Genomic DNA, 25,269 nt, shown 5'->3' with positions numbered 1-25,269 from the left:
ATGATCCTTTTGCTGCGCGGTGACCGCGCCCGTCGCCATGGTGCGGGTGATGTCGGTGGTGCCGGAGAGGTATTGGCCGCCGGAATCGACCAGCATCAATTCGCCGGGAACGAGGGTACGATTGGATTTTTCCGAGACACGGTAATGGACGATGGCGCCATTGGGGCCCGAACCGGAAATGGTTTCAAAGCTCACATCGACCGCTGAGGGTTCGTCGCGGCGGAAGGCTTCCAGCATCTTGACGATATCGATTTCGGTCAGCCCGCCCTTGGGGGCTACATCATCGAACCAGTGCAGGAATTTGGCAAAGGCGATGCCATCGAGCTTGTGCGCTTCGCGCATGCCGGCCAGTTCGACATCGTTTTTTGTGGCCTTGGGCATCAGGACAGGGTCGCGCTTTTCGACGAGACGCGCGTGGCCTTCGGCCAGAACGGTTTTCACCTGCATGGGGGCGGTGTCGGGGTCGAACCAGACGGACTTTCCATCCTCGGCAAGTGCGGCCAACGCGGCTTCGAAGCCGGATTTGTCGGCGAGTTCGGCCACGCCATCAAGAGCGGCGCGGTTTTCCGCGGTGAGCTTGTCGGGGGCGAGAAACAGTGTCGGCGTGCCGCTGGCCGGGACGATGGCAAAGCCAAGCACGAACGGATTGTGCGGAACATCACGCCCGCGCACGTTAAACAGCCAGCACAGGGATTCCGGAAGGGTCAGGATGACAGCGTCCGCCTTTTCGCTCTCCATGGTGTGGCGCAGGTCGGACAGTTTTTCGAACGTGGAACGACCGGTGCGATTGTGTCCCAAGACGTCGACCGGGCCTTGCGGAGGTAAAGGGCGATCGGTCCAGATGGCATCGACGGGATTGGGCACGGGGACCAGATCGATGCCGGCGCGCTCCAGCGTGGCCCGGATGGCGGCCAGCCAGCGGGGGGTGTGCAGCCAGGGATCGAACCCGATGCGCGTGCCGCGCGGCAGGGTTTCGGCCATCCACTTGCCGGGATCTACGGTGGTGGTATCGAACACCGCGACAAGGGAGGTGTCGGTCTGTGCGGGTGCCTGAAGCGTATAACGGCTGTCAACGAACAGGGCGGCGCGGTCGGTGGTGACGAGGGCAAGGCCCGCCGACCCGGTAAACCCGGTGACATAGGCGAGGCGGGCATCGCTGGCGGGCACATATTCGCCCTGATGCACATCGGTGCGCGGCACGAGGATACCGTCGATCTCCATAGTGGCCAGTCGGGCGCGCAGGGCGGCAAGACGCGGGGCGACCTGTGCAGGATCGGACTGTTCTTCAAAAGACTGGAATTTGGCATCGGGAATGGCGGGATATGCAGACATGAGAGGCCTTTTGCTGAACAGTCCATGCGTGGCCAGCATGGCAGGGTTTCCGTTTGAGGTCTAACTAACAGAAGACAAAGGGACTATCTATTGATCCGGAAGGCAAGGACCCCAATTTTGCCTCCTGATTGAAGGAGAGATGATATGGTTGAGGATAAGAGCTTCTTCCGTAAGGCCCTTGATGCAATGATCGAAGCGCGCAGCCGCGAAGCAGCGCGCCAGATCGAACGGCATGCACGGATTTACGGGTGTGACTTCGGCGCATCCAAAAAGGGCTCGGCTGAGTAAGCCTGCCCGGCCTGATAACCAGGCCTTTGCACGATGAAGACGATGAGCCCCTTGGCCTTCCAGCCTTAGGGGCTTTTTGTTACGCCTTTTTCAAGGTCAGCGTGGACCATTCCTTGCGCATGATGTGGTCCTGCAACGCCATGCCGTTCTCTTCGTACGCGGCGATGACCCGATCCGCCTGGGTGGTCAGCAGGCCCGAGAGGATGATGGTGGCGCCGGAGCCGGCGATGGTGCCGATATCGGGGGCGAGTTCGATCAGCGGGCCGGCAAGGATGTTGGCGATCACCAGATCATAGGGCGCGCGCTCGCGGATGGCGGGGTGATCGGTGCCGGTGGCTTCCAGCTCCACGATTTGCGCGCCCACACCGTTGGCATCGGCGTTTTCGCGGGTGATTTTCACCGCGAGCGGGTCGATATCGGTGGCCACGATCTTCACGTCGCGGCGCTTGGCCACGGCGATGGCAAGGATGCCGGTGCCGGTGCCCAGATCGATGGGGCGTTCAGGCGCACTGGTGGCGAGAATCTTCTCGATCGCTTCGAGACACCCCGTGGTGGTCTCGTGATGGCCGGTGCCGAAGGCCTGCGCGGCATCGATGCGAATGGGGATGAGATTTTCCGGTGGGGTGTCGGTCTCGTGGCTGCCATAGACATAAAATCCGCCCGCCGTGACGGGCTTCAGGCCTTCGAGCGAGTGAGAGACCCAATCGGCCTCGGCATCGATGGGGGCAATGGTGAAGCCGATTTCGCCACCGAGCACCTCGCGGGCCAGCGCTTCGAAGGCCGCAACATCGGGAGCGCCATCGCAAGTTGCCTCGAATACCCATTCACCGGTGTCTTCATCCTCATGGGCAGAGGCCGAGAGAGCGAGATCGTCGCGCTCCATCACCGCATCAACCAGCGCAAAGGCCTGATCCTTTGAAAGGGGGGTAGAGATCTGTTCGTGAGACATTGGGGGCACTCATGTTTGGCGCGGTTCGGGTGTGGGAGGTGGTCCGCAAGCGCTTTGGCGAAGGCCGGTTGTGGATTGGCGGGACTTTCAAGTCAACTGCTGGCTGAGGGGGTTGACAGGTGCGCTCAATCGTTCATGATTTGTTCGGACGAGTTTGGGGGAGGACAACGCTGGCAGACGCGGAATGGAGAGCAGCCATGTATGGACTGATCGGGAGGATGATCGCCACAAACGGCCGGCGGGAGGAATTGCTGGCTATCCTCAAGGAAAGCGCAGGGGGACGCATGCCCGGATGCCAGAGTTACATTGTGGCGCGGTGCAGCGAACATCCGGACGGCATCTGGGTGACCGAGGTGTGGGACGATGTCGCAAGCCACAAGGCGTCGCTTGATCTGGCGCCGGTGCAGGATGCGATTGCCAAGGCGAGGCCTCTGATTTCGGGGTTCGACAACCGCTTCGAGACCGAACCTGTGGGGGGGATTGGGCTGGAATGAAGGGGAGCGTAGCGGTTCGGTGGGTAAATGGAGGGGTGGGGTAAAAGACGAAGTGTTCTGAAAATGCGATGATGGAGCGGGCGCGCTTCAACGGTTTGTCGCCTGTCGCGAGGGGTTGGTTGTGGCGAAAGAGCGGTTCGCCGATCGGCGCCGACGATGTGTGATCGAGCCGTGTCGGAACTGGTCGTGATCTGATCGGATCGATCAGGCGCTAACGTGCTGCTTTATCGCGTTTCGCTTGCGTGGTCGCACGGTCCTGCGGGTCTAAACCGGAACACCGATTCCGCCTTTCCTTGCAAGCGCAGTGATGGTGTGTTGCTGAGCGGGCGGGGTTAGCCGAGTTTTACGGCCGTGCCGGAAACGGAGACCATCAGCATCGAGCCGCCCTGACCGACCACTTCATAATCGAGATCGACCCCTACGACGGCATCGGCTCCCAGACGGCGGGCCTCAGCCTCAAGCTCATCCATCGCCTGATTGCGGGCGTCGCGCATGGCGTTTTCGTAGGAACCCGCCCGGCCGCCGACGATGTCGCGAATGCCGGCGAACAGGTCACGGAAGATGTTGGCACCGATGATGACCTCGCCGACGACGACCCCGAGATATTCACGAACAGGGCGGCCTTCAACGAGAGTTGTGGTGGTGATGATCATGAAATCCTCCCGATTGGGTTTGCTCACCCGGGTTTGACGAAGCTGTCGAGGACCTTTTTGGGGCCAACATTTTCGAAATCGATGGAGAGCTTGTTGCCTTCGGTGGCGGTAATGGTGCCATAGCCGAATTTGAGGTGGAGGACCCGCTGGCCGACAGTGTAGGAGGTCGAGGGGCCGGAGGAGCGGGCGACGAGCTCGCCATCGATGGTGAGGGGGCCGGGCCCCTTGCGCTGGGACTGCTGGCGCTGGGCGCGCTGCCAGCCGGGCGTTTCATAAACGCTTTCGAACGGATCGCGCTTGTCGAAGCGGGTGGCCGCGCGGCCACCATAGGTGTAGCCGCCATAGGACGAGCCGGTATCGGTGACTTCGACCACGTGCGCGGGAAGTTCGTCGAGAAACCGCGAAGGAATGGCCGATTGCCAGAGGCCATGGATGCGGCGGTTCTGGGCGAGCGAGATGCGGCAGCGTTTCCTGGCGCGGGTGATGCCCACATAAGCGAGGCGGCGTTCCTCTTCGAGACCGGCGAGGCCGGTTTCATCAAGCGAGCGCTGGTGCGGGAAAAGCCCTTCTTCCCAGCCGGGGAGAAAGACGGTATCGAATTCGAGACCCTTGGCCGAATGCAGGGTCATGATCGAGACGGCATCTCCGGATTCGCCGGAATCGCGATCCATGACCAGCGCGATGTGTTCGAGAAAACCGCCCAGATTTTCGAATTCTTCCATGGAGCGGACCAGCTCCTTGAGGTTTTCAAGCCGTCCCGGCGCGTCGGCGGATTTATCGTTCTGCCACATGGCGGTGTAGCCGGATTCATCGAGAATCTGCTCGGCCAGTTCGTGATGGGGAATGGTGCGCATCCGCTCGGCCCAATTGTCGATCTGGCGTAGGAAATCACGCAATATGGTGCGCGGTCTCGGCTTGAGTTCCTCGGTCTCGATCAACTCGCGAAGGGTGGCGAGGCGGGGCTTTTCCAGCGCGCGGGCAGACTGGTTAACGACCTGAAGCGTGACGTCGCCCAGCCCGCGCTTGGGCACATTGATGATGCGGTCAAAAGCAAGATCGTCATCGGGATTGGCGACAAGGCGCAAATAGGCCAGGGCGTCGCGGATTTCCCTGCGCTCGTAAAAGCGCGGGCCGCCGATGACGCGGTAGTTGAGGCCAAGGGTGATGAAACGTTCTTCGAATTCACGCATCTGGAACGAAGCGCGCACGAGGATAGCCATATCGTCAAGGCGGTCGCCCTGACGCTGGAACTGCTCGATGTCCTCGCCGATCTGGCGGGCTTCCTCCTCGCTGTCCCAGACCGAGGTGACGGACAGTTTTTCGCCTTCTTCGCCCACATCCGTCTGCAACGTCTTGCCCAGACGCGATTCATTGTTGGCGATCAGGTGGGAAGCAGCGGAAAGAATGTTGGAGGTCGAGCGGTAGTTGCGTTCGAGTTTGATGATCTTTGCGCCGGGGAAGTCTTTTTCAAAGCGCAGGATGTTATCGACCTCGGCACCGCGCCAGCCATAAATCGACTGATCATCATCGCCCACCACGCAGATATTTGCTGATGTCTTACCGTCGCGGGATTGGGCAAGCAGGCGCAGCCAGAGGTATTGGGCGGTGTTGCTGTCCTGATATTCATCGACCAGCATGTAGCGGAAGCGGTCGTGATATTCGGCGAGGACTTCCGGGTTCTCCTTGAACAGGCGAATGCCTTCAAGCAGCAGGTCGCCGAAATCGGCAGCGTTGAGGGTTTTGAGACGGGCCTGATAATCGGCGTAAAGCTTCTGGCCCTTGCCATTGGCGAAAAAGCCGGAATCGGCGGGGGAAATGTCCTTGGGCAGCAGGCCGCGGTTCTTCCAATTGTCGAGCATGTTGGCGAACTGACGGGCCGGCCAGCGCTTCTCGTCGATGTTTTCGGCCTGCAACAGCTGCTTGATGAGGCGAATCTGATCGTCGGTGTCGAGGATGGTGAAATCGGGGCGCAGGCCGACCAGTTCCGCATGGCGGCGGATGATGCGCGCGCCGATGGAGTGGAAGGTGCCGAGCCAGGGCATGCCGCCGACCGCCGGGCCGACCAGCTTGCCGATTCGCTCCTTCATCTCACGCGCGGCCTTGTTGGTGAAGGTGACAGCAAGAATCTGGCTGCCATGGGCCCGGTGGGTTGCGAGGATATGCGCAATGCGGGTGGTGAGCACGCGCGTCTTGCCCGTGCCCGCGCCGGCGAGGACGAGCAGAGGGCCTTCGGTGGTCTCCACGGCGTCGCGCTGTTCGGCGTTGAGACCGGCAAGATAGGCAGGCTCGCGCGCGGCGAACTGGGACGTGATTGGACCTAACGGGCGTGGAGGGGGCGCAGCCGACATCAGCAGTTGACGAATCTCTGTTTGTTCTCGTGTGCACTATATAGGTGCGATGAGGGCAAAAGTATATGGATGCGGGGGCGGAACGCAGGTGTGGGATGACGAAGTCGCCCAAGGTTTGCTATGCCGGATGACGGGCTTATCGGATATGCGTAATGTCCGGCGGAACCGGATTTATCGTCCGCAAGAAAAGCTTTAGCGCAACGCAAGGGTCTGGGCAGCTTGGCCAATCGTATCTACATCGCCATCGGGCTGCTCGCGATCCTTATTCTGGGCGGTGCGTTCATCGTGCCCGCGTTTATCGACTGGGGCGCCTATAAGGGCCGCATGGAGCAAATGGCGGCTGAAGCGCTCGGCGTCGAGGTCGATATCGGCGGGGACATGGCGTTCGTGCTGCTGCCGCAACCCCGGCTGCAATTCGAAAATGCCCGGCTGGGGCCAGCGGAAGCGCCGATCGGGTCGGCGCGGCTGGTCGAGGCGGATTTTTCGCTGATGGATTTCTTGCGCGACCGGTTTACCGTGACCCAGTTGCGCCTGACCGAGCCGCAGATCAACCTGGTGATCGATGAGAACGGGGACTTCCGGACCCCGATCGCGCTGGCCCAAACCCCAACCCCAACCGTGTCCAATGTCTCGATTGCCCATGCGCGGTTCGAAGAGGGCAGCGTCGAGGTGCTGGACCTGCGCAGCGGGGAAAGCTGGCGCGCCGATGCGTTTTCCGGCGATATGCAGCTGACCGCCATCCGGGGGCCGTTCTCGCTAGATGGCAGGGCGCGTTATAACGGGGACACCTACGGTATTCGCATCGGAACGTCGGCTATGAACGACGAGGGCCGGATGCAGGTCAGCAGCTTTTTGCGGCCTGCCAATGGTGCGTTTACGGTGGCCGTCGACGGGCTGGTGCAGACAGCCGGAGCGCCGACGCTGACCGGAACGCTGACCTATCGGCAGGCACCGCCGCCCGACAGCGCGGCGGAGGTGGGGGCGCTGGTGCTGCAAAGCCCGATTGCGGCGGATACCAGCTCGGTCCGGCTCGATGAATTTGTGTTGCTGCCCGACGAAAACCAGACAATTACCCGGCTGACCGGAAGCGGCGTTATCGGGTTCGGCGCGGAGCCGTCGTTCGATATTGCGGTGGCGGGCGGGCAGGTGATCTTGCAGCCGCGTCCGTTGGCCGAAGACGGGATGACGCCGTTCGAGATCGTCACCTTGTTGCGTGGTATGCCCGAACCGCTGATCCCGAGCCTGCCGGGCCATATTGCCATGGCGATCAATGAGCTGGTGATCCGGGGCGTTGCGGTGCGCGATGTGCAGCTGGATGCCAGCAGCGACGGCGTGCTGTGGGCGGTGGACGACTTTTCCGGGCGGCTGTCGGGCGATACTACGCTGAAAGTTGCCGGAACGCTGGGAAGGGCGGCCGGATGGCCGGCCTTTGAGGGCACACTCTCTATGGCCTCCACGCGCCTCGATGCGCTGTCGCAATTGTGGAAGCGGCAGGAGCAGGGCAATCCGCTGTTCGGGCTTTCCGGTGCGCTCGACGGGCGAATTCAGCTGATCAATGACCGGTTGCGGCTGACCGAGGGTGTGCTGGCTCTCGGGTCAACGACCCATGAGGTGGCGGCGAATATGCGGTTCGGCGAGGCGCCGTCGCTTGATGTCTCCGCCGACTTGTCGGCATTGGATGCGCGCCAAAGCGCGGCGCTGCTGGCACTGTTGCCGCCGATCGATCCGGCGGGCGCATTCGGGCTGAGCTTTCCCAATGGACGGCTAGATGTACGGGCAGAGGCGGCGCGCTTCAATGGAATGGCGCTGGAAGACCTGTCCGTGCAATCGGCGTGGAGCCCGGGGGCGGTGGTGTTCGAGACGGTGGAACTGGGGGCCTATGGCGGGATCGGCTTTTCGGGGACGGGCACCGTATCGGGGACGGTGGCCGAACCGGTGATCGTTGCCGATGGCGTGGTCACGGCTGCGCCGGGTGCTCCGGCCCTCGATCTGCTGTTTGGCGCTGCCGACAGCGGCAATCCGGTGCGGCGGGCGGTGCTGGGCAGCTTGCCCGCGCGGCTGGCGCTCTCGCTCGACCCGCCGGGCGGGGATGGCTCGCAGGCGCTGACCCTTACCGGCATGGCCGGAGAGGCGGACATTTCCCTGGGCCTGGAGATGGCGGGCGGGCTGGCCGGGTTGGGGCGGCAGCAACTGGGCATCAGCCTCGACGCGGCGGCGGACAGCGGTGAGGTCTTGCTGGGGCAGTTGGGGCTGGCACCCCTGATCGCCGGGGAAGACGGCGCAATCGCCACGGCCCGGCTGCAAGGCAATCCGCGCGGGGCGATGGATGCGGAAATCTCGCTCGAAGGCGGTGGTGAGCGGATCGATTTTTCCGGGGCGCTGTTGTTGTCCGATCCGGGGTCGATCCGGGGTGAGGGCCAGACTTCGTTCCTGTTGGCCGACGGGGCGGCTTTGGCCGACCTGGCGGGGGCAGGTGGAGTGTGGTTTCCCGCGCTGGAAGGGCAGGCCGATATCGGCTTTGTCGGCGCGGACAGCGTGACACTGTCCAATATCCAGGCCTTTGCTGGTGATCGGACGCTGACGGGAAATCTTTCCTATGCCGCCCAGCGGCAATCGGCGCTGGTGAGTGGCGCGTTGGCGTTCGATGCGCTCGACCTCGACACGCTGGCGCAGATGATGACCGGAGCGGCGGGGGCGCTGACGCTGTCGCCGGGCCTGTGGCCGGATGGGCCGATCGATCTGGGAGCAGCGGTGCGAACGACGCGCGGCCGGGTTGCGATCACCGCGCCAAGGCTGATGGCGGGGCAGCATCCGTTGGTGGAGACACTGGCGTTTGATTTCGCGTGGAGCGAGGACGACGTCGGACTGCGCGGGCTGTTCGGGGAATATGGCGGCGGGACCGTTCAACTGGACGCATCGATGTGCTGTACCTCCGCAATCAGCGACAAGAGCGTGACGGGGAGGGTGACCCTGAACGGGGTGGCGCTCGGCTCGATCCTGCCTGAGGGGTCGTCCGGGACGTTGGGCGGATCATTGACGCTGGGCCTGCAGTTTCAGGGCAGCGGCGACAGCTTGCGCGCGCTTGCGGATTCTCTCAATGGGGATGGCAGCTTTTCCGTGCGCGGGGTGCGGATCGAGGGATTGTCGCCGACGGCGTTCGATGCCGCGGCCAATGCCGGCAATCTGGTGGACATCGAGCCCGAGACGCTGGAAATCCTTGTTACGACGGCGCTCGATTCCGGGGCGTTTGTTGCCGATGAGGCGGGGGGGCTGGTCAGCCTGATCGGGGGGACGGCCCGCATTTCGAATATCGCCATCAACGGCAATGGGGCGCGACTGGTTGGGGGCGGTGGCCTCGATGTGGACACGGGACGGCTGGGCGGCGACTGGACGCTGGCGTTGACGCGGGTTCTTACCGGAAACGGGCTGATTACCGAGACAACCGGGCGGATCGGCGTCGGGGTGGACGGCACCTTGTTTGCGCCGGCGCGGACACTGGATATCGGGCCGATGGTCGATGCGATCCAGATGCGGGCCTATGAGATCGAACTCGATGAACTCGAAGCGTTGCGTGCCGAGCAGGAGGCGCGCCAGCGCGCAGCGGCGGAAGAGCAGGCGCGGATGATGGAGGAAGAATCGCGCCGGCAGACCGAGTTGATGTTGCAGCAACAACAGGAAGAGGCTGAGCGGTTGCAGATGGAGGCAGAGCAGCAGCGCCATCTCGACGCGATCAGGGAGCAACTGTCGCGCTCACCGCAGCCGGACCCGGAGGTTCAGGCAGGTGACGGGGCGGTGCTGGAGGACGAGCCTTTTTCGCCCGGCCCGGATTCCTCGATCATGGTACTGCCGCCCGGAGCGTTGCAACTCGATCTGTTATGATTTTGCCGCAGAGCGGAACCAGTCGAGCACGCTGACACGAATGGCAGACGACAGGTTGGCTGTCTCGCGGGTTTCATCGATTTCAGCGATGAGGCGAGCAAGGGACACGTCGCGAGCCAGAGCGATTGCGTCGAGAGCGTCCCAGAATTGAGGCTCAAGCGCGATGGAGGTGCGATGCCCGGCAATGGTGAGCGAGCGTTTGCGCATTCACCCGCGCTCCTAGACTATTTTTTCCGGAAGGCGTCGAGGCTGACGACTTTTTCGCCGCTGCTTTCGGGGATCGGCTGCTCGGCAGGAGCATCAGCGGCGGCATCGGTGTCGTCACCATCCGCAGTTTCATCGCTCACCGCATCGGAATCGCCTTCAGCGACTTCGAATTGCAGGCCAAACTGCACGGAGGGATCGAAAAAGCCCTTGATGGCCGAATAGGGGATGAACAGCAGTTCGTTGATGCCGTCAAAGGACAGGCCGACCTCGAAACCGGTATCGCTGACCTTGAGGTCCCAGAACTGGTTCTGCAATACGATTGTCATTTCCTTCTCGTACTGCCCGAGAAGTTTCTGACTCAGACGGACGCCAGGCGCCTGGGTGACGAAGGAAATGAAGAAATGGTGGTCACCGGGCAGGCCAGTGCGGGCCACTTCGCCCAATACTTTCCGAACGACGCCACGCAGGGCTTCCTGAGCGAGAATGTCGTAACGGATTTGGTCCTGTGCCATCTGGATGCCGGCTCCCGGGCGCTGAGTGAGACTATGCATTCGGCGCGAGCGCCAGAATCTGTGCGCCCCATAACAGCCCGATCTTGCGAAAGAATTCAAGTCAAAGGAAGTGCAGGCTTCTGTTGCCAGGTGCCTGCGGACCCCGCCTAACTCCTGCTACAGAGCCAGGGCTTTAATTCGAGGTGTCGCACCGCATTACGCAGCGAGACGTGCCTCAGCATAGTTGTCGTTTGCAACTATAAAAACAGCCCGATAACGGTGGTACAATGCCGAGCGAAAACACACCCTTTACGCCCTCGTCGATCCTGTTTCGCCCCCATAAGTCCGGACGGGCCGGAAGGGAATGGTGGAGGCGCCGGGTACTGCCCCCGGGTCCGATGGGTTTATTACGATGGCCATTTATCGCCATAGCTGTTGCCAGCACGGCCAATATAGGGACTTGGGCGGGCAAGGGGAAGAGTGGGCGGAGGATTTTTGACGCTGGGTGCCGTGGCGTTGACGATAAGTTGTGGGCAGTGGCGCGATCCGGCGCGCTCAGCGCTCCGAGAATCGGTATAGATTTGACGATATGAAGCAATATCTAGACCTGATGCGACATGTGATGGACACCGGAGTGGACCGGGCCGACCGGACCGGGACGGGTACGCGCTCGGTGTTCGGCCATCAGATGCGGTTTGATCTTTCCGCCGGATTTCCGCTGGTCACCACGAAAAAGGTGCACCTGAAATCGGTGGTGTATGAGCTGTTGTGGTTCCTGCGCGGCGATACCAATGTGCGCTGGTTGCAAGAGCACGGCGTTTCGATCTGGGATGAGTGGGCCGACGAAAACGGCGATCTGGGGCCGGTGTATGGCAGCCAGTGGCGGAGCTGGCCCGCGCCTGACGGGCGGCATATCGATCAGATCGCCAATCTGATCGAGCAGATTCGGACGCGACCGGATTCGCGCCGCCATATTGTTTCGGCGTGGAACCCTGCGGAAGTTGACCAGATGGCGCTGCCGCCCTGCCATTGTCTGTTTCAGTTCTATGTGGCGGACGGCAAGCTGTCGTGTCAGCTCTACCAGCGGTCGGCGGACATTTTCCTCGGGGTGCCGTTCAACATCGCGTCCTATGCGCTGCTTACGCATATGGTGGCGCATGTCACCGGGCTGGAGGTGGGGGACTTTGTCCACAGTTTTGGCGATGCGCATATCTACCACAACCATTTCGAGCAGACGCAGCTGCAACTGAGCCGCGAGCCGAAGGCACTGCCGCGGCTGGAAATCGTCAACAAGCGCCAGTCGCTGTTCGATTTCGAATTCGAAGATTTCGTCTTCCATGACTACGATCCCCATCCGCGCATCAGGGCGCAGGTGGCGGTTTAGGCCTGATGGTTGGTGACGGCGAAAAGGCAAGCGATGGCTCTTACGATCCGGCGGGCACAGCGCGATGATGCGGCACTGATATTGGACTTCATCATCAAGCTGGCGACATACGAAAAGCTCGAAGACGAAGTCATGGCGACGGGCGAGGACATTGCCGACAGCCTGTTCGGGGCGGACCCGAAAGTGTTTTGCGAGATTGCCGAACTGGATGGGAAGCCCGTGGGCTTTGCGTTGTGGTTCTATACGTTCTCGACGTTTCAGGGGCGGCACGGCATCTGGCTGGAAGACATTTATGTCGAGCCCGAGGCGCGCGGCAACGGCATCGGCAAGGCGCTGCTGGTCGACCTGGCGCGGCGATGCCGCGACGAGGGGCTGGGGCGGCTGGGCTGGTGGGTGCTCGACTGGAACGAGCCGGCGATCAGGTTCTACAAGGCGCAAGGGGCCGTCATGCAGGATGAGTGGACAGTGTGCCGGGTGAGCGGCGCGGAACTCGAAGCGCTGGCGGGTGAGCCGTGAGCGCCACGATCGCGATGATTGCTGCGGTGGGGCGCAATGGAGCCATTGGCGCCAAGGGTGATCTGCCGTGGCGGCTGCCGAGCGACTTTGCCTTTTACAAGCGCACCACCATGGGGCGGCCCCTGATCATGGGGCGAAAGACGTTCGAGAGCATCGGGCGGCCCCTGCCGGGGCGGACCAACATCGTGGTGACGCGGCAGGCAGACTATGCGCCCGACGGCGTTGAGGCGTTCGGCAGCCTAGAGGACGCGATCGCCAGGGCACAAGAGATTGCGCAGCGCGATGGCGTGGACGAGGTCTTTATCAATGGCGGCGGGGAGTTGTATCGCGAAGCGATGGGACTGGCCGAACGGCTGTATATTACCCATGTTGACGCCGCGCCGGATGGGGATACGTTCTTTCCGCAGATCGATCCGGTAGAGTGGACAGGGCGCGTTGTGCCCGATGTCATGGCCGGGGAGCGCGACAGCGCAAAGTTTGAAATACGGGTTTATGAGCGCAGACAGCGATAGCGTGCCTTGTGCCGCAGCCGGTTTTCATTGATCGGCGGGACAGGCTTCCCTATATAAAACCCGATAACCAAAGCACTTTCACGACAACCGAAAGGGACGAGATGCCGTGGGAAGATATTAGGGGCGGCCGCCGGAGCCGCAGCGGTGGCCCTTGGGGGCAAGCACCGGGCGGCGGTGGCGGTGGCGGCGGTGGGCCGCGCCGGCCCGCTGGTGGGGGGAATACTCCCAATCTCGAAGATATCCTGGCCCGTGGCCGTCAGCAATTCGGGGGCAGCGTCCCCGGTGGCGGCAAATGGCTTGCGGTGGGCGTCGTGGCGGCGGCGCTGGTCTTTTGGGCCAGTCAGGCGATCTACACGATCGCTCCGCAGGAAGTGGGCGTCGAACTGCTGTTCGGAGAGCCCAAGAACGAATTTTCCAATCCGGGACTGCACTTCCATTGGTGGCCGATCGAGCGCGTCGAGCGCGTGACCACCACGGAAAACCAGACCAGGGTCGGCTCGTCGGGGACGAATTCCCGCGGCGAAGGGCTGATGCTTTCGGGCGACCAGAACATCGTCAACATGAGCTTTTCCATTCTCTGGCGCATTTCCGATCCGCGCGAATACCTGTTCAAGGTGCGCGATCCGGATCAGATGGTGCGCCAGGCGGCCGAAAGCGCGATGCGTGAAGTGGTCGGACGCCGGACGGCGCAGGACGTGTTCCGTGACGACCGTGCCGGTATCGCGCTGGAAGTGCAGCAGATCACCCAGGCCATCCTCAACAATTATGAGGTGGGCGTGACGATTTCGAACATCTCGATCGAAAACGTGGCCCCCCCGGCAGAAGTGGCGGACGCATTCGACGAGGTGCAGCGCGCCTTGCAGGACGAGGACCGGTTCCAGGAAGAAGCGCGGCAATACGCCAACACACTTCTGGGTAGTGCGCGCGGTCAGGCCGCGGCGATCCGCGAAGAGGCTGCTGCCTATCGCGACCGCGTCATCAATGAAGCCCAGGGTCAGGCGGCCCGTTTCGTTGCCGTTTACAACGAATACCGGAACGCGCCCGAAGTCACACGCCAGAGAATCTTCCTCGAAACGCTCGAAGAAGTACTCGGCGGGACAAACAAGATCCTGCTGGAAGGCGGCGCTCAGGGTTCGGGGGTGATCCCTTACCTCCCCTTGCCGGAGCTGCGAAACAGGTCCACGTCCACCGTGGTCCCGGGAGGTAACCAGTAATGAACAGGCTCGTTATCGTCATCGTCGCGCTGGTCATTGCAGGCTATGTGCTTCTCTCATCCCTGTTCGTGGTCAACGAACGCGAACAGGCCATCGTGATGCGCTTCGGCGAAATCACCCGCGAAATCAAGCAGCCGGGACTCTATTTCAAGATCCCGACCGACTTCGTGGAAACCGTACAATATATCGACAAGCGCTTGCTGCGCTACGATCTGGAGCGTATCCGCCTCCAGGTTTCCGGCGGCCAGTTCTATATCGTCGATGCCTTCGTCACCTATCGCATCTCCAATCCGATCACCTTCCGGCAGTCGGTGCTTGGCAGCCTGCAACTGGCCGAACAGCGGATCGCGACGCGGCTGGAATCGGCTCTGCGTGGGGTTTACGGCCTGCGTGAGTTCGATGCGGCGCTCTCCGAGCAGCGCACCGAAATGATGCGCGAAGCCCGTGACCTGGTGGCCACCGACATGGTGGAACTGGGGATCGAGGTGGTGGACGTGCGCGTTCTGGTCACCGACCTGACGCCGGAAGTCAGCCAGCAGACCTATGAGCGGATGCAGGCGGAACGTAACGCCGAAGCCGCACTGCTGCGAGCGCGGGGGCAGGAACAGGCCCAGACGCTTCGGGCCATTGCCGACCGTCAGGCGGTGGAGATCGTCTCTGCGGCGAACCGCGACTCGGAAATTATCCGAGGCGAGGGCGACGCGGAACGTAACCGGCTGTTCGCACAGGCCTACAGCCAGGATGAGGCGTTCTTCCAGTTCTACCGCTCGATGGAAGCCTATCGGATGGCGCTGAACGACGGCAACACGTCCATGGTGCTGTCGCCGGATTCGACGTTCTTCCGGTATTTCGGTTCCAGCGGGGAATTGCCCGAGTTCCCGGAGCCGACGGCTCAGCCGATCGATATCGGGGTTGAGGGACCCATCGAGGGCCCCATTGATCCAAGCGAGATCGATGAATTGCTGGCGACCGACTCCCTGGTGTCAGGCGAAGGCGCCAGCGATCTTGAGGAGGAGATCCAGAATCTGGAAATGCTCCTTGAGACGGAAAATCTCGGCGATGAACCTCAGGATGAGGCCGAAGAGGCCGTTCCGGCGCCATAAGCTCCGGGATGATCGCAAGACACGAGGCGCGCCCCGGGGCGCGCCTCTTTTGACTCCGGCGGCAAAGGCAGTTGTCGCAACGCCCTTGCCGGTTGTTCTCACCTGATTTCCGGGAGATTTGACGTGAACGATTTGTTTGCGGCGCTGGCGCTGGCCGTCGTGATCGAGGGGCTGCTGTATGCAGCGTTTCCCGAGCAGATGAAGCGCATGCTCGAACAGGTGCTGACGACGCCGAGCAATCAGCTGCGGATGGTGGCGCTGGTGATGGCCGCGGTTGGGCTGGGGCTGCTGGCGGTCGTTCGGCTTTAGCGGTTCTGCCGCGTCAGGGACGCTGCGGATTGGGGAGGCGGTAGAGCACGTGTGGGCGTAGAGGGTGGTCTTCCGGGATACGCGGGTGGAGGAAGTCGCCCTCTATGTCGCGGGCCATGCCCAGCTTTTCCATCACCCTTTGGGAGGGCGTATTGATGGCGGCGGTGAAGGCGACGATTTCGGGCAGCCCCCGCTGCCAGGCATGGGCGATATGGGCGCTTGCGCCTTCGACGGCGAGGCCCTGGCCCCAATATCGCTTATCCAGTACCCAGCCGATTTCCTCCGGCGGATTGCCGCGCAGCTCGATATCGATCTGGCCGGTGCCGATGAGGCCGATCAGCGCCTTGTCCGATTTGCGCTCGGCGGCAAGGAATGCGGAGGTGCCGTCGCGCAGGCCGGCGATCATCTTGTCGATCCAGCCATCTGCAGCGGCCCGGTCCCGGGTGCGCGGATAGAAGCGCATGATTTGCGGGTCGCCAACGATGGCGGCAAAGGCGTCGCGATCGTCATCACGCCAGGGGCGCAGAATGAGCCTTGGCGTTTCGAACATCAGCGCACGAAATCGTCTTCGCCATAGCCCTGAAGATACAACAGAGCGGTGAGGTCGCCGTGGTCGATGCGTACGGAGGCCTGTTCGGCAACGACCGGCTTGGCGTGGATGGCGACGCCGAGGCCGGCGGCTTGCAGCATGTCGAGGTCGTTGGCACCGTCGCCGACCGCCATGGTCTGGGCGATGGCGAGGCCCTTTTCGGCGCTGAGCGCCATGAGGCGGTCGCGCTTGGTGTCCTTGTCGACGACGGGCTTGTCGACAGTGCCGGTGAGGCGGTCGCTGTCATCGAACAGCAAGACGTTGGCGACGGCTTCATCAAAACCGATCCGCTCGGCGAAATAGTTGGCAAACAGGGTAAAGCCGCCCGAGACGAGCGCGGTGTAAGCGCCATAGGCTTTCATGGTCTGCACGAGGGCGCGACCGCCCGGCGCAAGGGTGATGCGTTCGCGGCGGATGGCCTCGATGACCTTGAGTTCGAGGCCCTTGAGGAGCGCGACGCGGGTATCGAGGGCGGCCTCGAAATCGAGTTCGCCGCGCATGGTGCGTTCGGTGATCTCGGCGACTTGCGGCTTGAGGCCAAGCGCATCGGCGAGTTCATCGATACATTCCTGCTCGATCATGGTGGAATCCATGTCGGCGAGCAGCAATTGCTTGCGGCGGTTGGCCACCGGAACCAGGGCGGCATCGACAGGCTGGTCGCCGAGCACATCGCGCGCGGTCTCGACCGGATCGGCGGCGCGCGGGCTGATGATCTCGCAGGCTATGCCTTGCGCGAGCCAGTTGACTTCGCCATGGGTTTGCCGATGAACGGCGTCAACAAGCGCCTGGGAGAGCGCCGGTTCGGCGGGGTTGGCGATCAGGCACAGAACGGACATAGACAACGGCCATGGCTGGAACAGAAACGAAGCGAGCGGTTTTGATAGCGGGTCCGACGGCGAGCGGCAAGACGGCCCTTGCCATCGAGCGGGCGGCGCGGACGGGCGCGCGGATCGTCAACGCGGATTCCATGCAGGTATATGGCGTTCTCGACGTGCTGACGGCGCGGCCGGGACCGGACGATCTGGCGGCGGCGCAGCACGTGATGTTCGGGCATGTCGACCCGGGAGCACGCTATTCGACGGGTGCGTGGCTGGACGATGCTCACAAACAGATTCAAGCGGCTGAAGCACAGAATCAGGAGCTGATTTTTGTCGGCGGTACAGGGCTTTACTTCGAAGCGCTGACAAAAGGATTCGCACAGATCCCGCCTGTGGATCAGGTTTATGAGGCGGAAGCGGAACGGATGGTCGCCGGGCTTGATGAAGCGGGCAGGCTGGCCCTGCTGGGTGAGAAGGACCCGGAAACGGCGCGCCGGATCGGGGTTGCCGATCCGCAAAGGGTGGTGAGGGCGCTGTCGGTCCTGCTGGCGACCGGGAGGAAGCTGAGTGCGTTCCAGACGGACAATGCGCCCGGATTGCTGGCGGGGTATGCGCTGGAAAAGATCGTGTTGATGCCCGAGCGCGGCTTACTGCGGCGGCGGATCGGTGAGCGGTTTGTGGGGATGATGGAAGCGGGGGCAGTGGCGGAAGTCGAGGCGCTGCTGGCACGGGGGCTCGATCCCGCATTGCCGGCGATGAAGGCCATCGGAGTTTCGAAACTCGGCGCGATGCTGGACGGGCGTATGAGCCGGGATGAGGCGGTGGAAAAGGCCGTGACGGCGACGCGGCAATACGCCAAGCGGCAATCGACCTGGTTCAGAAACCGGTTTTCAGACTGGCAGTTTGTCGATCCGTTCGGGGGATGAGGCTGACGACGTCAAGTGACGGTGATGCGGCGGGCGGATGTGGAGCGCTCAAGATCGGCGGGGGCGATTTCAAAGACGGAGCGCGGATCGCCGGCTGCGGCCCAGACCGTGTCGAAGGCGAACAGGTCTTCGTCCATATAGAGCGGGATCGGCACCAGATGACCGAAGGGGGAGACGCCGCCAATGGCGAAACCGGTTGCCTCGCGCACCAGATCAGCATCGGCGCGGGCGAGTTTGACGCCGATCTGGCGGCCGGTGCGTTTTTCGTGCACCCGGTTGGCCCCGGAGACCAGAACCATGATCGGCTCGCCCGATTCTTCGGACTTGAAGATCAGCGATTTGACGATGCGCCCCACTTCAACGCCAAGCGCGTCGGCGGCCATGGCGGCGGTGGTCGCGAGATTTTCGAGGACTGTGACCTGACCGGGGAGGCCGTGCCGGGAGAGTTCCCGGGCAACGCGGAGTTCGGATTGGCGTAATTGAATCATGGGCAACAGATTGCCAGGAGGCGGGGCGACGTCAAGGGGGAGTTGACGGCCCGCCCCCGGCTTGCACTAGTGCGCGGGCATGAATCACGGAGGCCGGCATGGGCGGGAAAGCTCTTATCGTCATCGATATACAAAACGATTTTTGTCCGGGCGGCTCGCTGGCCGTGGACGGTGGCGACGAGGTGGTGCCGGTGATCAACCGGCTGATCGGCGAATTCGAGCACGTGATCCTCACGCAGGACTGGCATCCGGCCGATCATTCCAGCTTTGCCTCCCAGCATCCGGGAAAGGCGCCGTTTGACGATATTGAGATGGCGTACGGTCCGCAGCGGCTCTGGCCCGACCACTGTGTGCAGGGCAGCAGGGGGGCAGAGTTTCATCCCGATCTCAACGTTACGCCCGCCGAACTGATCATCCGCAAGGGGTTCAGGCGGGGAATTGACTCTTATTCGGCATTTTTCGAGAACGATCATGCGACGCCGACCGGGCTGGCGGGCTATCTACGGGAGCGGGGGCTGACCGATCTGACGCTCGCCGGGCTCGCCACGGATTTCTGCGTCGCGTATTCGGCCATAGACGCCGTGGAGCAGGGGTTCAACGCGCGGGTGATCCTCGAAGGGTCGAGGGCAATCGATCTTGCCGGTTCGCTGGACGCCATGACGGCAAAGATGCGCGCTGCCGGAGTGGACATCATTTGAGCACCTCCAGAACTGACATCGCGCGGCGGGTTTTCAACCACACCTTCAAACTCGATCCGATCATCCGGTCGCTGCTCGATACGGACTTTTACAAGCTCCTGATGTTGCAGATGATCTGGGGATTGTATCGGGACGTGGACGCGACATTCACGCTGACCAATCGCACGACATCGGTGCGGCTGGCGGACGAAGTGGATGTGGATGAACTGCGCGAACAGCTCGACCATGCGCGCAGCCTGCGGTTTTCAAAAAAGGAAATGATCTGGCTGGCCGGAAACAGTTTTTACGGCACCAAGCAGATCTTTTCGCCGGAGTTCCTGACGTGGCTGGAGGATTTCCAGCTGCCCGACTATGAGCTGTCGGTGCGCGACGGGCAGTTTGAGCTGAATTTCCCCGGCAAATGGGTGGAAACCACCATGTGGGAAATCCCGGCGCTGGCGATTATCAACGAATTGCGGTCGCGCGCGGCCATGCGCGGGATGGGGCGGTTCGCGCTCGATGTGGTCTATGCGCGAGCCAAGGCACGGACCTGGGAAAAGGTCGAGCGGCTCCGGAAATTGCCGGATTTGAAGATTTCGGATTTCGGGACCCGGCGGCGCCACAGTTTTTTGTGGCAACGCTGGTGCGTGGAGGCGCTCAAGGAGGGACTGGGAGAAGCGCTGACCGGGACCTCGAACGTGTTGCTGGCCATGGACAACGATCTGGAGGCGCTGGGCACCAACGCCCACGAGTTACCCATGGTGGCCGCGGCGCTGGCCGAGGGGGACGAGGCGCTCAAGATGTCGCCCTATGCGGTGCTGAAAGACTGGCAGAGCTATTATGGCGGCAACCTGCTGATCGTGCTGCCCGATGCCTTCGGGACAGCGTCATTTCTCGAAAATGCCCCCGACTGGGTGGCCGACTGGACGGGGTTCAGGCCAGATTCCGCGCCCGCTATAGAGGGCGGCGAAACAATCATCGAATGGTGGAAGGCGCGGGGGCGCGATCCGAAAGAGAAATTGCTGATTTTTTCGGACGGGCTGGATATCGAAACCATCGAGGCCGCCTATAAGCATTTCGACGGCAAGGTGCGGATGAGCTTTGGCTGGGGCACCAATCTGACCAATGATTTCGGTGGAGTTGCTCCGACCGATACGCCACAGCTCAAGCCGATCTCGATCGTCCTCAAGGTGTCCAGCGCCAATGGGCGACCGGCGGTCAAACTCTCGGACAACCCCGCCAAGGCAGTGGGCGATCCGCGTGAGATCGCCCGCTATCTTGAGGTGTTCGGGAGCAAGGACATGCACGAATACGCAGTGACAGTGTGACGGGCAGTTTGCCCGTCTAGGCCGAAAGCACCATCCGACGCCGATCAACGAGGCCAAGGCGCTCGCGCAGGGCGAAACGGGCAGTGAGGACAATGGCGCAGAAGGTCAGGCCAGTCGCAAGGCCAATCCACACTCCTACACCACCGAGACGGTCCTCATTGCCCAGGAACCACGCGATCGGCATGCCGACGCACCAATAGCCGAACAGGGCAATCAGCATCGGGATCTTGGTGTCATTCAGGCCACGCAGAACGTGGACAGCTACGACCTGCGCACCATCGACGATCTGGAACAGACCGGCAATGGCGAGGAACGTCCCCGCCATCATGAAAGCGGTAAGGCTTGCCGGGTCGCCCGGATCGAGAAAGAGACGGACGAACACCGACGGGACGGTCAAAAACAGGATGCAGGTAATGGTCATGAAGCCGGTGGCCAAGACAAGCGATGTCCATCCAGCACGTCCGATACCCTGATTGCTTCCTGCGCCAAACGAAAGGCCCACACGGACAGTCGTTGCCTGCGCCAGTCCCAATGGCACCATGAAGGCGAAGGACGCACATTGCAGTGCCACAGCGTGGGCCGCCAGAGCAGAGGTGCCAAGCCAGCCCATAAAAATTGCTGCCACGGCGAACATTCCCACCTCGGCCATAAGGGTGAGGCCAATGGGGGTTCCAATGCGAAAAATTTCCCAAAAGCGCGCCCAGTCGGGGCGCCAGAAACGGGCCAGGATGTGGAAGCGCCGATAACGGCGGTGGGTCAGAGCATATGTGAGCAATGTGCCGAACATCACCAGGTTGGTGAGGACCGTGGAAATTGCAGCGCCTCTCAGTTCAAGACGGGGAAAGCCGAAGTGACCAAAGATCAGGGCATAGTTGCCTATGGCGTTCAGAAATACTCCGAACAGCGTTGCGTAAAGGATGATCCGTGTTGAACCGAGGGCGGACAAGAAGGATCGCATGGCGAACAACCCTAGCCCCGGGAACAGGACGAAAACAGCGATGTGCATGTATTCCTGAGCCATGGCGGCCAATTGAGGGTCCTGCCCCATAGCCAGAAGGATATGCCGCACCTGCCAGACGATAGGGAGCAAGATAAGGGCAATCAGGATGGCAACCCAAAACCCTTGGCGTACGGTGCGGCGCACATTCCTGATCTGGCGAGCGCCGAGTGCCTGCGCAGCAAGCGGGGCAACGGAGGAAACTATGCCGCCGCCGAGCAACAGAACTGGATTGAAGGTTGCGGTCGCCAACGTGCCAGCAGCAAGATATTCGGGGCCGAGCCACCCCATCATGATTACATCTGTGGTGAACAGGGCATTCTGAGCGACCTGGGCCACAACGAGTGGCCAGGCGAGCGAGAATGTTGCACGCAATTCACTGGCCCAACCGGAACCGGCCTGCTCCGATACGATGGAGTTCATGTCTGTTGATCTTTCCCAGCCCGCCCGCTGCATGATGGCCACGGGTGAGCCGAACTTGATACACGTGATTTGATTGGATGTCAGCGGTGGCCGAAAAGGGCGGGACAAAGGCGATTATGCGCAATAGCGGCCCGCGCGGGGCGCCAACCGGCTTGATAAAATTCATAAAATGAAGAAAGTTAAGCTGGTGTCGGAGATATTCAGTTTCGCTTCAGGTTGAAAACTATATGGCCTGAGGTCCTGCCCAAGGAACCAAAAGCGGAATGCCGCATTGATGGGCGAGGGAACTCCAGAGTTAAGTCGCAGGAGGCTTTGAGATGAAGAAGCTATTTATTATCGGTGTTGCTATTGCGTCCCTGCTGGCCGTTTCGGCCTGCACGCGTACCCAGGAAACTGCCGCGATCGGCGCTGGCGCAGGTGCTGTTATCGGTGGCGTGACCACCGGTTCGCTCCAGGGCGCTGTCATCGGCGGCGTGGTTGGCGGTGTTGCCGGCGCGCTTGTCGGCCAGGTCGCTGGCGAACCCAATCAGTGCTACTACCGCGCTTCGGACGGGACCCTTTACAAGGACGCCTGCCCGCGGGGCTGATTGCCACAAGGCATTTGATAAAGAGCTCGCGCTGGAATTCGGCGCGGGCTCTTTTTATTTCAGGATGGTGTGCCGAGAGGGCAGAGAAGCGGGCCCGGCGATTTTGGCTTGACCGCAGACACTGGCCGCTTTACCAATGCCCCGATGAATTTTGGAGAGACTTCCGTGAAGACGGCACTTATTCTCGTAGTACGCTGGCGCATCGCAACATGAGAGGCTGACTCTCGTGGCAATTTGCGATGCGCTGATACAGGTCCCTCTCGGGGCCTTTTTTATTATCTGAATTCCCGTTTCGGCGGGTTCGAGTTGAAGGCATATGAGGAGTGGCTGAAATGGCCGAGCAAATGACTGGCGCCGAAATGGTGGTCAGGGCGCTGATCGATCAGGGCGTCGAGCACATCTTCGGATATCCCGGCGGCGCGGTGTTGCCGATCTATGATGCGATCTTCCAGCAGGACCAGCTCCAGCACATTCTCGTGCGGCACGAGCAGGGCGCAACCCATATGGCCGAGGGCTATGCCCGCTCGACCGGAAAATGCGGTGTCGTGCTGGTGACGTCGGGGCCGGGAGCGACCAACGCGGTGACCGGGCTGACCGATGCATTGCTCGATTCCATTCCGCTCGTGTGCATCACCGGCCAGGTGCCGACTGCGCTGATCGGTTCGGATGCGTTCCAGGAATGCGACACTGTCGGCATTACCCGCAGCTGTACCAAGCACAACTATCTGGTCAAATCGATCGAAGACCTGCCGCGCATCCTGCACGAGGCGTTCTATATCGCGACTTCAGGGCGGCCCGGGCCGGTGGTCATCGACATTCCCAAGGACGTGCAGTTTGCGCTGGGTGCTTATGTGGGGCCGCAGAGCCAGCCCAGCCACCCAACCTACAAGCCGCAGCACGAAGGCAATATGGATGCGATCCGCGCGGCGGTCGATCTGATGCTGCGCGCCGAGCGCCCGGTGTTCTATACCGGTGGCGGCATCATCAATTCAGGGCCGGAAGCCAGCCGCAATCTGCGTGAACTGGCTGAGTTGACCGGGTTTCCAGTCACCTCAACCCTGATGGGGCTGGGGGCATTCCCGGCATCGTCTGACCAGTGGCTGGGCATGCTGGGCATGCACGGCACCTACGAAGCCAATATGGCGATGCACGATTGCGATCTGATGATCTGCCTGGGTGCGCGGTTCGACGACCGGATCACCGGTCGCATCGACGCGTTCTCTCCGGGTAGCCGCAAGATCCATGTCGATATCGACCCGTCCTCGATCAACAAGACGATCGTGGTGGATGTGCCGATTGTCGGCGACGTCAATTCGGTGATGGAAGAGATGATCCGCATCTGGCGGTCGCGCACCAACCAGCCACGTACCGAGGCGATTGCGCCGTGGTGGAAGGCCATCGCGTCCTGGCGCGGGGTCAACTCGCTCGGCTTCACCAATTCGGACACGATCATCAAGCCACAACACGCCATCCAGCGCCTGTATGAGGCGACCAAGGACCGGGATGTTTACATCACCACCGAGGTTGGCCAGCACCAGATGTGGGCGGCGCAGCACTTCCACTTCAACGAACCCAACCGGTGGATGACATCTGGTGGATTGGGCACGATGGGCTATGGCCTGCCGGCGGCGATTGGCGTGCAGGTGGCGCATCCCGATGCGCTGGTGATCGACATTGCCGGCGAAGCCAGCGTGCAGATGACCATGCAGGAGATGAGCACTGCGTTGCAGTACGGCTTGCCGGTGAAGATTTTCATCCTCAACAACGAATATATGGGCATGGTGCGCCAGTGGCAGGAATTGCTGCATGGCGGGCGCTATTCACATTCCTATTCCGATGCGTTGCCCGATTTCGTGAAGCTGGCGCAGGCTTATGGCGGTCATGGCATCCGGTGTTCCGACCCGGCGCAGCTGGATTCGGCGATCGATGAGATGATCAATATCAACAAGCCGGTGATTTTCGACTGTCTGGTGTCCAAGGAAGAGAACTGCCTGCCGATGATCCCGTCGGGCAAGCCGCATAACGAGATGATCCTGCCCAACACTGCGGATATTGGATCGATCATTGACGAGAAGGGCAAGGTCCTCGTCTGAGGCCCAGCGGAGTGCATGAACATGAACGCCAATTTGCTGCCGACCGGTTCGGCCTATTTTCTCACCCAGCAGACACAGGCGGAGGAGCGGCATACGCTTACCGTTCTGGTCGACAACGAACCCGGCGTTCTCGCCCGGGTGGTCGGGCTGTTTTCGGCCCGGGGGTTCAATATCGACTCGCTCACCGTCAGTGAAATCGAGCACGACAAGCATCGCTCTCGGATTACGGTGGTGACCGTGGCGACACCAAAGGTTCTGGCCCAGATCAAGCTGCAGTTGGAGCGGCTGGTGCCGGTGCACAAGGTGCACGATCTGACCGAAGCGGGCAATGCGGTCGAGCGCGAGCTGGCGCTGGTCAAGGTGGCTGGCGTTGGAGAAAGCCGGATCGAAGCGTTGCGACTGGCCGATGCATTTCGGGCGCAGGTGATCGATGCGACGACCGAAAGCTTCGTTTTCGAGGTGACGGGCAAATCGACCAAGATCGAACAGTTCGTGGCGCTGATGGCGCCTTTGGGGCTGGTGGAAGTGGTGCGCACCGGGCTGGCTGCCATTACGCGCGGACCGGACGGCATGTAGGACCGGGAAGACGCAAAGACGGTAATCACGATTGCAGGGGTGGTAAGGGGCCGGAGCTTCGGCTACTCACTACGGGCGATCCATTGAT

At 61.8% G+C, this 25,269-nt stretch carries 25 protein-coding genes and 1 other RNA gene; 15 read left to right on the top strand and 11 right to left on the bottom strand.

The features are described from left to right. A partial coding sequence (locus VNS12_RS10935) for an aminopeptidase P family N-terminal domain-containing protein (RefSeq protein ID WP_325487869.1) occupies positions 1-1,332 on the bottom strand: 1,332 nt, incomplete at its 3' end. Positions 1,333-1,476: 144 nt separating this feature from the next. On the opposite strand from VNS12_RS10935, the gene VNS12_RS10930 reads away from it, so the two are divergent. Then, positions 1,477-1,620 carry a hypothetical protein gene (locus VNS12_RS10930; protein WP_325487868.1) on the top strand — a complete coding sequence of 48 codons (144 nt, stop codon included), beginning with the start codon at positions 1,477-1,479 and terminating at the stop codon, positions 1,618-1,620. 79 nt (positions 1,621-1,699) lie between these two features. Here the strand turns inward: VNS12_RS10930 and VNS12_RS10925 are convergent, their stop codons facing one another. Next, positions 1,700-2,569, bottom strand: a complete 870-nt coding sequence (locus VNS12_RS10925; protein WP_325487867.1) for a 50S ribosomal protein L11 methyltransferase — start codon at positions 2,567-2,569, stop codon at positions 1,700-1,702. A 197-nt stretch (positions 2,570-2,766) separates the two neighbouring features. On the opposite strand from VNS12_RS10925, the gene VNS12_RS10920 reads away from it, so the two are divergent. Beyond that, on the top strand, positions 2,767-3,063 hold the full coding sequence (locus VNS12_RS10920) for a putative quinol monooxygenase (protein WP_325487866.1): 297 nt from the start codon (positions 2,767-2,769) through the stop codon (positions 3,061-3,063). Between the two features lie 332 nt (positions 3,064-3,395). On the opposite strand, the gene VNS12_RS10915 is transcribed toward VNS12_RS10920, so the two are convergent. Then, positions 3,396-3,716: a heavy metal-binding domain-containing protein gene (locus VNS12_RS10915; protein ID WP_325487865.1), complete on the bottom strand. Its 321-nt coding sequence runs from the start codon at positions 3,714-3,716 to the stop codon at positions 3,396-3,398. 23 nt (positions 3,717-3,739) lie between these two features. Then, positions 3,740-6,064 carry an ATP-dependent helicase gene (locus tag VNS12_RS10910; RefSeq protein ID WP_325487864.1) on the bottom strand — a complete coding sequence of 775 codons (2,325 nt, stop codon included), beginning with the start codon at positions 6,062-6,064 and terminating at the stop codon, positions 3,740-3,742. A gap of 219 nt (positions 6,065-6,283) precedes the next feature. Here VNS12_RS10910 and VNS12_RS10905 point away from each other — a divergent pair, with 219 nt between their 5' ends. After that, complete coding sequence (locus VNS12_RS10905) at positions 6,284-9,943, top strand: AsmA family protein (protein ID WP_325487863.1); 3,660 nt, start codon at positions 6,284-6,286, stop codon at positions 9,941-9,943. Here the strand turns inward: VNS12_RS10905 and VNS12_RS10900 are convergent. The 3 genes from VNS12_RS10900 to ssrA all read right to left on the bottom strand — a co-directional run bounded on the left by VNS12_RS10900 (position 9,938) and on the right by ssrA (position 11,123). Then, the gene (locus tag VNS12_RS10900) at positions 9,938-10,150 is read right to left on the bottom strand and encodes a ribbon-helix-helix domain-containing protein (protein WP_325487862.1); all 213 of its coding nucleotides are present in this window, start codon (positions 10,148-10,150) and stop codon (positions 9,938-9,940) included. The two genes, VNS12_RS10905 and VNS12_RS10900, sit on opposite strands and share 6 nt — an antisense overlap. 17 nt (positions 10,151-10,167) lie before the next feature. Next, positions 10,168-10,662 (bottom strand): SspB family protein, encoded by a 495-nt coding sequence (locus VNS12_RS10895; protein WP_325487861.1) that lies wholly within the window; start codon positions 10,660-10,662, stop codon positions 10,168-10,170. A gap of 108 nt (positions 10,663-10,770) precedes the next feature. Then, positions 10,771-11,123: a transfer-messenger RNA gene (gene ssrA, locus VNS12_RS10890) on the bottom strand. Positions 11,124-11,230: 107 nt separating this feature from the next. Here ssrA and VNS12_RS10885 point away from each other — a divergent pair. The 6 genes from VNS12_RS10885 to VNS12_RS10860 all read left to right on the top strand — a co-directional run bounded on the left by VNS12_RS10885 (position 11,231) and on the right by VNS12_RS10860 (position 15,679). Next, positions 11,231-12,025: a thymidylate synthase gene (locus VNS12_RS10885; protein ID WP_325487860.1), complete on the top strand. Its 795-nt coding sequence runs from the start codon at positions 11,231-11,233 to the stop codon at positions 12,023-12,025. Between the two features lie 33 nt (positions 12,026-12,058). Then, positions 12,059-12,541, top strand: coding sequence for a GNAT family N-acetyltransferase (locus tag VNS12_RS10880; RefSeq protein WP_325487859.1), 483 nt, complete (start codon positions 12,059-12,061; stop codon positions 12,539-12,541). Next, positions 12,538-13,053 carry a dihydrofolate reductase gene (locus VNS12_RS10875; RefSeq protein WP_325487858.1) on the top strand — a complete coding sequence of 172 codons (516 nt, stop codon included), beginning with the start codon at positions 12,538-12,540 and terminating at the stop codon, positions 13,051-13,053. Before VNS12_RS10880 ends, VNS12_RS10875 begins: the two co-directional genes overlap by 4 nt. A 101-nt stretch (positions 13,054-13,154) precedes the next feature. Further along, complete coding sequence (gene hflK, locus VNS12_RS10870) at positions 13,155-14,267, top strand: FtsH protease activity modulator HflK (RefSeq protein ID WP_325487857.1); 1,113 nt, start codon at positions 13,155-13,157, stop codon at positions 14,265-14,267. Further along, positions 14,267-15,370, top strand: a complete 1,104-nt coding sequence (gene hflC, locus VNS12_RS10865; RefSeq protein WP_325487856.1) for a protease modulator HflC — start codon at positions 14,267-14,269, stop codon at positions 15,368-15,370. Before hflK ends, hflC begins: the two co-directional genes overlap by 1 nt. Positions 15,371-15,493: 123 nt before the next feature. Then, on the top strand, positions 15,494-15,679 hold the full coding sequence (locus VNS12_RS10860; RefSeq protein ID WP_325487855.1) for a DUF2065 domain-containing protein: 186 nt from the start codon (positions 15,494-15,496) through the stop codon (positions 15,677-15,679). Between the two features lie 13 nt (positions 15,680-15,692). Here VNS12_RS10860 and VNS12_RS10855 read toward each other — a convergent pair whose 3' ends face one another. Both VNS12_RS10855 and serB read right to left on the bottom strand, forming a co-directional pair. Further along, entirely contained in the window at positions 15,693-16,229 is a 537-nt protein-coding gene (locus VNS12_RS10855; protein WP_325487854.1) for a GNAT family N-acetyltransferase, read from the bottom strand. After that, entirely contained in the window at positions 16,229-17,104 is an 876-nt protein-coding gene (gene serB / locus VNS12_RS10850; RefSeq protein ID WP_325487853.1) for a phosphoserine phosphatase SerB, read from the bottom strand. The genes VNS12_RS10855 and serB overlap by 1 nt, the downstream gene beginning before the upstream one ends. A gap of 11 nt (positions 17,105-17,115) precedes the next feature. On the opposite strand from serB, the gene miaA reads away from it, so the two are divergent. Then, a complete protein-coding gene (gene miaA, locus VNS12_RS10845) occupies positions 17,116-18,012 on the top strand; it encodes a tRNA (adenosine(37)-N6)-dimethylallyltransferase MiaA (RefSeq protein ID WP_325487852.1) in 897 nt (298 codons plus the stop codon). An 11-nt stretch (positions 18,013-18,023) separates the two neighbouring features. On the opposite strand, the gene VNS12_RS10840 is transcribed toward miaA, so the two are convergent. Beyond that, a complete protein-coding gene (locus VNS12_RS10840; protein WP_325487851.1) occupies positions 18,024-18,500 on the bottom strand; it encodes a YbaK/EbsC family protein in 477 nt (158 codons plus the stop codon). A gap of 98 nt (positions 18,501-18,598) precedes the next feature. On the opposite strand from VNS12_RS10840, the gene pncA reads away from it, so the two are divergent. After that, entirely contained in the window at positions 18,599-19,198 is a 600-nt protein-coding gene (gene pncA / locus VNS12_RS10835) for a bifunctional nicotinamidase/pyrazinamidase (RefSeq protein ID WP_325487850.1), read from the top strand. Next, positions 19,195-20,505, top strand: coding sequence for a nicotinate phosphoribosyltransferase (gene pncB / locus VNS12_RS10830; RefSeq protein WP_325487849.1), 1,311 nt, complete (start codon positions 19,195-19,197; stop codon positions 20,503-20,505). The genes pncA and pncB overlap by 4 nt, the downstream gene beginning before the upstream one ends. A 16-nt stretch (positions 20,506-20,521) precedes the next feature. On the opposite strand, the gene VNS12_RS10825 is transcribed toward pncB, so the two are convergent. After that, complete coding sequence (locus VNS12_RS10825; RefSeq protein ID WP_325487848.1) at positions 20,522-21,925, bottom strand: MATE family efflux transporter; 1,404 nt, start codon at positions 21,923-21,925, stop codon at positions 20,522-20,524. Positions 21,926-22,242: 317 nt separating this feature from the next. On the opposite strand from VNS12_RS10825, the gene VNS12_RS10820 reads away from it, so the two are divergent. The 3 genes from VNS12_RS10820 (at position 22,243) to ilvN (ending at position 25,181) form a co-directional block, all read left to right on the top strand. After that, positions 22,243-22,512 carry a YMGG-like glycine zipper-containing protein gene (locus tag VNS12_RS10820; RefSeq protein WP_325487847.1) on the top strand — a complete coding sequence of 90 codons (270 nt, stop codon included), beginning with the start codon at positions 22,243-22,245 and terminating at the stop codon, positions 22,510-22,512. Positions 22,513-22,844: 332 nt separating this feature from the next. Then, the gene (locus VNS12_RS10815; protein ID WP_325487846.1) at positions 22,845-24,605 is read left to right on the top strand and encodes an acetolactate synthase 3 large subunit; all 1,761 of its coding nucleotides are present in this window, start codon (positions 22,845-22,847) and stop codon (positions 24,603-24,605) included. 21 nt (positions 24,606-24,626) lie between these two features. After that, positions 24,627-25,181: an acetolactate synthase small subunit gene (gene ilvN / locus VNS12_RS10810; protein ID WP_325487845.1), complete on the top strand. Its 555-nt coding sequence runs from the start codon at positions 24,627-24,629 to the stop codon at positions 25,179-25,181. The last annotated feature ends 88 nt before the right edge of the window (positions 25,182-25,269 follow it).

Origin of the sequence: Pelagibacterium sp. (assembly GCF_035555455.1) — a bacterium.
GTDB lineage: Bacteria > Pseudomonadota > Alphaproteobacteria > Rhizobiales > Devosiaceae > Pelagibacterium.
This window is presented reverse-complemented; position numbering and strand designations above follow the sequence as displayed.